This window comes from Pseudomonas sp. GW821-FHT01C01 (genome assembly GCF_059422645.1).
The window spans coordinates 1-6,346 of sequence record NZ_JBWKXF010000103.1 but is presented as its reverse complement, the minus strand read 5'-3'; the positions used below and the strand labels follow the sequence as shown (position 1 = coordinate 6,346).

At 59.4% G+C, this 6,346-nt stretch carries 4 protein-coding genes and 3 tRNA genes; 6 read left to right on the top strand and 1 reads right to left on the bottom strand.

Features of this window, described 5'->3' with window-relative positions:
- Positions 1 to 159: 159 nt before the first annotated feature.
- Positions 160 to 1,182: an outer membrane protein assembly factor BamD gene (locus tag AC07XF_RS28745; RefSeq protein ID WP_495029217.1), complete on the bottom strand. Its 1,023-nt coding sequence runs from the start codon at positions 1,180 to 1,182 to the stop codon at positions 160 to 162.
- A gap of 151 nt (positions 1,183 to 1,333) precedes the next feature.
- Between AC07XF_RS28745 and rluD the strand changes: the two genes are divergently transcribed.
- The 6 genes from rluD to AC07XF_RS28715 all read left to right on the top strand — a co-directional run bounded on the left by rluD (position 1,334) and on the right by AC07XF_RS28715 (position 6,345).
- Complete coding sequence (gene rluD / locus AC07XF_RS28740; RefSeq protein WP_007990414.1) at positions 1,334 to 2,296, top strand: 23S rRNA pseudouridine(1911/1915/1917) synthase RluD; 963 nt, start codon at positions 1,334 to 1,336, stop codon at positions 2,294 to 2,296.
- On the top strand, positions 2,293 to 3,018 hold the full coding sequence (pgeF, locus tag AC07XF_RS28735) for a peptidoglycan editing factor PgeF (protein ID WP_495029216.1): 726 nt from the start codon (positions 2,293 to 2,295) through the stop codon (positions 3,016 to 3,018). The genes rluD and pgeF overlap by 4 nt, the downstream gene beginning before the upstream one ends.
- Positions 3,019 to 3,148: 130 nt before the next feature.
- The gene (clpB, locus tag AC07XF_RS28730) at positions 3,149 to 5,713 is read left to right on the top strand and encodes an ATP-dependent chaperone ClpB (protein ID WP_495029215.1); all 2,565 of its coding nucleotides are present in this window, start codon (positions 3,149 to 3,151) and stop codon (positions 5,711 to 5,713) included.
- Positions 5,714 to 6,102: 389 nt separating this feature from the next.
- Positions 6,103 to 6,178: transfer RNA gene (locus AC07XF_RS28725), tRNA-Asn, on the top strand.
- A 9-nt stretch (positions 6,179 to 6,187) separates the two neighbouring features.
- A tRNA-Pro gene (locus AC07XF_RS28720) sits at positions 6,188 to 6,264 on the top strand.
- A 5-nt stretch (positions 6,265 to 6,269) separates the two neighbouring features.
- A tRNA-Lys gene (locus AC07XF_RS28715) sits at positions 6,270 to 6,345 on the top strand.
- The last annotated feature ends 1 nt before the right edge of the window (position 6,346 follow it).

The following is a 6,346-nucleotide window of genomic DNA, read 5'->3' as shown; positions in this document are numbered from 1 at the left end:
CCGGCTGCGCAGCAGTCGTAAATCCGGCTTGCACGATCTCTCTGACGTACCGCGAACTCTGATTTTACGACTGCTGCGCAGCCGGACGCCGGCTACGCCAGCTGCTACAAGGAAGGCGTAGCGTCTGGGTTCGCCTAACTGATCGCACAACCCGAGGTGTCAGTCGAACACACCGAAGGTCATGTAGCTGAACCACGAACGGTCGCTGTTGTTGCCTTCCGCTTCATGATTTTCTTCTTCGATCGCGTCGCCATTGCCGTCTTTAGGCTTGAGCTCGCTCGGGATCGCGTCCTTGGCGTCCTGGAACTGCCGCTGTACGTCCTGGTTGGCGCGGGTTTCGCCCGGTGGCAGCGGCGGACGGGACTCGATCAGGCCCAGGGTCGCCTTGCTCAGCCACGAACGGTTGTCGGCTTCGGCCACGGTCGGTACGAATTGACCGTCCACCAGCGTCGGGTGGTTCGGGTAGTTGAGCTTCAGGGTTTCCAGGCTGGTGGCCGCCAGTTCGTCCAGGTGCAGGCGCTGGTAGGACTCGGTCATCACCGCCAGGCCGTCGCCGACCGAAGGGGTTTCCTGGAAGTTTTCCACCACGTAACGGCCGCGGTTCGCGGCGGCGACATAGGCCTGACGGGTCAGGTAATAGTCGGCCACGTGAATTTCGTAGGCCGCCAGCAGGTTGCGCAGATAAATCATGCGCTGCTTGGCATCTGGCGAGTAGCGGCTGTTCGGGAAGCGGCTGGTCAGCTGGGCGAACTCGTTATAGGAGTCGCGGGCGGCGCCGGGGTCACGCTTGGTCATGTCCAGCGGCAGGAAACGCGACAGCAGGCCGACGTCCTGGTCGAAAGAAGTCAGGCCCTTGAGGTAGTAGGCGTAATCGACGTTCGGATGCTGTGGGTGCAGACGAATGAAGCGCTCCGCAGCGGATTTGGCCGCTTCTGGCTCGGTGTTCTTGTAGTTGGCGTAGATGAGCTCGAGTTGCGCCTGGTCGGCATAGCGACCGAACGGATAACGCGATTCCAGAGCCTTCAGCTTGGCGATGGCACTGGTGTAGCTACTGTTGTCCAGGTCTTTTTGAGCCTGTTGGTACAGCTCGACTTCACTGAGGTTTTCGTCTACGACTTCCTTCGATGAGCAAGCAGCGGTCAATGCGAGGATGGCGATCAGCAGCAGGTGTTTCACTTGCATGGCGGCTTGCGTCCCTATGACGGCCGCTGTCTTGGGCGTGGCCGTCCTGTTATGATGAGCGCCCCGTTGAATAGCCTCGGGGCAAAAGACGCCGTATTTAACCACAAGCGCGCAGCCGAAACCAAAGGCTGTGCCGACGCCTAGTCTGAGCATGTCCGATAAAATTGAACTTCGCGCAGAGGTGCCGTCCGAATTGGGCGGCCAACGCCTCGATCAAGTCGCCGCACAATTATTCGCTGAGCACTCGCGCTCGCGCCTTTCCGCCTGGATCAAAGACGGCCGCCTGACTGTGGATGGGGCGGTTATCCGCCCGCGAGACATCGTCCACGGCGGCGCCATCCTTGAGCTGACTGCCGAGCAGGAAGCTCAGGGCGAATGGGTCGCTCAAGACATTGCCCTGGACATCGTCTACGAAGACGACGACATCCTGGTGATCAACAAGCCTGCGGGCCTGGTGGTGCACCCGGCTGCCGGTCACGCCGACGGCACCTTGCTCAACGCCTTGCTGCACCACGTGCCGGACATCATCAATGTGCCCCGCGCCGGTATTGTGCATCGCCTGGACAAGGACACCACCGGTCTGATGGTGGTGGCCAAGACCATTCAAGCGCAGACGCAGTTGGTTACACAGCTGCAGAGCCGTAGTGTCAGCCGGATCTACGAGTGCATCGTGATTGGTGTGGTGACCGCTGGCGGCAAGATCAATGCGCCGATCGGTCGTCACGGCCAGCAACGCCAGCGCATGGCCGTGATGGAAGGTGGCAAGCAAGCCGTCAGCCATTACCGCGTGCTCGAGCGATTCCGCTCCCACACCCATGTGCGGGTGAAGCTGGAAACCGGTCGTACGCACCAGATTCGCGTGCACATGGCGCACATCAACTACCCGTTGGTCGGAGATCCTGCCTACGGCGGTCGTTTCCGCATCCCGCCGGCCGCCAACCCAACGATGGTCGAATCCCTGAAAAACTTCCCGCGTCAGGCGCTGCATGCGCGTTTCCTGGAACTGGATCATCCGACCACCGGTAAGCGCATGAGCTGGGAGTCGCCGTTGCCGGAAGATTTCGTCTGGTTGCTGACCCTGCTCAAGCAAGACCGCGAGGCGTTCATCGGATGAGTGACTGGCTGATTCCTGACTGGCCCGCGCCGGCCGGGGTCAAAGCCTGTGTGACCACCCGTGCGGGCGGCGTCAGTCTGGCGCCGTTCGACAGCCTCAACCTTGGCGATCACGTCGACGACAGCCCCGAAGCTGTTGCCGAAAATCGCCGGCGTCTTACCAAGCACTTTTCCATTCAACCGGCCTGGTTGCAGCAGGTCCACGGCATCGTCGTGGCTCATGCCGATCCGGGCCGAGTGGATATGGCTGATGCCAGTTGGACATCAACGCCGGGCATCGCCTGCGCAGCGATGACCGCCGATTGCCTGCCTGCACTGTTTTGCGACCGTGCCGGGACGCGTGTCGCGGCAGCTCATGCCGGTTGGCGCGGGTTGGCAGCTGGTGTGCTGGAAGCCACGCTCGACAGTCTGGCCGTTCCGTCCGCTGAAGTATTGGTGTGGCTCGGCCCGGCCATCGGCCCGCAAGCCTTTGAAGTCGGTCCGGAAGTGCGTGAGACCTTCGTTCAGCAGTTGCCGCAAGCGGCGGAAGCTTTTGTCCCGAGCCAAAACGCCGGCAAGTTCATGGCCGACATCTATAAGCTGGCGCGTTTGCGTCTGGCTGCTCGTGGCATCACTGCCGTCTATGGTGGCGGATTCTGCACCGTTTCCGACCCACGCTTCTTTTCTTACCGCCGCAGTCCTCGCACTGGTCGGTTTGCCTCCCTTATCTGGCTCGAACGCTAGACTTGCCTGACCTGCATCAACGTCACGACGCTTGAAACTCCCAGAATCGACCACATCTATTGTGGTATCTGGCAGGTTTCTTCATTCAGGATGTTTTATAGGTCCGGCCTGCTCAAAAGGAAGGTGACCCATGCGTATAGACCGTTTAACCAGCAAACTGCAGTTAGCGTTGTCCGATGCCCAATCCCTGGCTGTCGGCCACGATCATCCTGCCATTGAACCGGCGCACTTGATGCAAGCCTTGCTCGAACAGCAGGGCGGCTCGATCAAGCCCCTGCTGATGCAGGTGGGCTTCGACGTCAACAGCCTGCGTAAAGAGCTGACCAAAGAGCTCGACCAGCTACCGAAAATCCAGAACCCGACCGGCGATGTGAACATGTCGCAGGATCTGGCGCGCTTGCTCAATCAGGCCGATCGTCTGGCCCAGCAGAAAGGCGACCAGTTCATCTCCAGCGAGCTGGTGTTGCTTGCCGCCATGGACGAGAACAGCAAGCTCGGCAAGCTGTTGCTCGGCCAGGGCGTGAGCAAGAAAGCCCTGGAAAATGCGATCAACAACCTGCGCGGTGGCGAGGCCGTCAACGACCCGAACCACGAGGAAGCACGCCAGGCCCTGGACAAATACACGGTCGACCTGACCAAGCGCGCCGAAGACGGCAAGCTCGATCCAGTGATCGGCCGAGACGATGAAATTCGCCGGACCATCCAGGTGCTGCAACGTCGCACCAAGAACAACCCGGTGCTGATCGGTGAGCCCGGCGTGGGTAAAACCGCTATCGCCGAAGGCCTGGCCCAGCGCATCATCAATGGCGAGGTGCCGGATGGCCTCAAGGGCAAGCGCCTGTTGTCCTTGGACATGGGGGCGCTGATTGCCGGTGCCAAGTATCGCGGTGAATTCGAAGAACGGCTCAAGGCGTTGCTCAACGAGCTGTCGAAGCAGGAAGGGCAGATCATCCTGTTCATCGACGAACTGCACACCATGGTCGGCGCCGGCAAGGGCGAAGGCTCGATGGATGCGGGCAACATGCTCAAGCCGGCACTGGCCCGCGGTGAACTGCACTGCGTGGGTGCCACCACGCTCAACGAGTACCGCCAATACATAGAGAAGGACGCCGCTCTCGAGCGACGTTTCCAGAAAGTGCTGGTGGACGAGCCGAGCGAAGAAGACACCATCGCCATCCTGCGTGGTCTCAAAGAGCGTTATGAGGTTCACCACAAGGTGGCGATCACCGACGGCGCGATCATTGCCGCGGCCAAGCTCAGCCATCGCTACATCACTGACCGGCAGTTGCCCGACAAGGCCATTGACCTGATCGATGAAGCCGCCAGCCGTATCCGCATGGAGATCGACTCCAAGCCGGAAGTGCTGGACCGCCTGGAGCGTCGCCTGATTCAGCTGAAGGTGGAATCCCAGGCGCTGAAGAAAGAAAGCGACGACGCGGCGAAGAAACGTCTGGAAAAATTGCAGGAAGAAATCGCTCGTCATGAGCGTGAGTACTCGGATCTCGAAGAAATCTGGAACTCGGAAAAAGCCGAGGTACAGGGTTCGGCGCAGATCCAGCAGAAAATCGAGCAGTCCCGTCAGGAACTGGAAGCGGCCCGTCGCAAGGGCGACCTGAACCGCATGGCCGAGTTGCAGTACGGGGTGATCCCGGATCTGGAACGCAGCCTGCAAATGGTCGACCAGCATGGCAAAAGCGAAAACCAGTTGCTGCGCAGCAAGGTGACTGAAGAAGAGATCGCCGAAGTCGTGTCGAAGTGGACCGGTATTCCGGTGTCGAAAATGCTCGAAGGCGAGCGCGACAAACTGATGAAGATGGAAAGTCTGTTGCACCAGCGTGTGATCGGCCAGGACGAAGCGGTGGTTGCGGTTTCCAATGCGGTGCGGCGTTCCCGCGCCGGGTTGTCCGACCCGAATCGCCCGAGTGGCTCGTTCATGTTCCTCGGCCCGACCGGTGTCGGTAAAACCGAGCTGTGCAAGGCGCTGGCCGAATTCCTCTTCGATACCGAAGAGGCGATGGTGCGGATCGACATGTCCGAGTTCATGGAGAAACATTCCGTGGCTCGCTTGATCGGTGCGCCACCGGGCTACGTGGGGTATGAAGAGGGCGGTTACCTGACTGAGGCCGTACGTCGCAAGCCGTATTCGGTGATCCTCCTGGACGAAGTCGAGAAGGCGCACCCGGATGTGTTCAACATCTTGCTGCAAGTGCTCGAGGACGGCCGTCTGACCGATAGCCATGGCCGCACGGTGGATTTCAAGAACACCGTGATTGTCATGACCTCAAACCTGGGGTCGGTGCAGATCCAGGAACTGGTCGGTGATCGTGAGGCGCAGCGCGCGGCGGTGATGGATGCGATTTCCAGCCACTTCCGGCCGGAGTTCATCAACCGGGTCGACGAAGTGGTGATTTTCGAGCCGTTGGCGCGGGATCAGATCGCCGGCATTACCGAGATCCAGTTGGGTCGTCTGCGCAGCCGCCTGACCGAACGCGAGCTGAAGCTTGAGCTCAGCCCTGAGGCCATGGACAAGCTGATCGCGGTCGGTTACGACCCGGTGTATGGCGCACGGCCGCTCAAACGAGCGATCCAGCGCTGGATCGAGAACCCGCTGGCGCAGCTGATTCTCTCCGGTCGATTCATGCCGGGCGATACCGCACACGGTGTGGTGGAAAACGACGAAATCGTCTTCGTCTGATCCTCTGTAGGAGCGAGCTTGCTCGCGATGGTCGTTAACGATAACGCGCGTTTACTGGCTAAACGTGGCGCTCGTGAGTCCATCGCGAGCAAGCTCGCTCCTACAAGAACAACATTGTTCGCATCGCGAGGCCTTTTTTTCGTTAGGCTGTTGAACTCAAAGGAAAAGGCTTGTAAAGTGCGCCCCGCAGTAAGTCACCCGCCAGGGTTTCCGCTCCCCAAGCAGGAATCCAAAATAAGTTGCAAATCATTAACTTGAAAGCAATTTAGGGGGTTGACAGAGGTTCTGAAGATTGTAGAATAGCGCGCCTCAGACACACGAACGCAGCGATGCGAACGGGTTGAAGAGAACGCTGTAAAGCTTCAAAGTTGTAAATTGAAATGTGTAGTTCCGTGATAGCTCAGTCGGTAGAGCAAATGACTGTTAATCATTGGGTCCCAGGTTCGAGTCCTGGTCACGGAGCCAATTTCAAACCGGGGTATAGCGCAGTCCGGTAGCGCGCCTGCTTTGGGAGCAGGATGTCAGGAGTTCGAATCCCCTTACCCCGACCATTTTTGGGTCGTTAGCTCAGTTGGTAGAGCAGTTGGCTTTTAACCAATTGGTCGTAGGTTCGAATCCCACACGACCCACCAT

Excerpts from the sequence above, each read along its gene's own strand:
- rluD (WP_007990414.1), top strand. The coding sequence starts at position 1,334 with ATGTCCGATAAAATTGAACTTCGCGCAGAGGTGCCGTCCGAATTGGGC.
- AC07XF_RS28745 (WP_495029217.1), bottom strand. The coding sequence starts at position 1,182 with ATGCAAGTGAAACACCTGCTGCTGATCGCCATCCTCGCATTGACCGCT.
- pgeF (WP_495029216.1), top strand. The coding sequence starts at position 2,293 with ATGAGTGACTGGCTGATTCCTGACTGGCCCGCGCCGGCCGGGGTCAAA.
- clpB (WP_495029215.1), top strand. The coding sequence starts at position 3,149 with ATGCGTATAGACCGTTTAACCAGCAAACTGCAGTTAGCGTTGTCCGAT.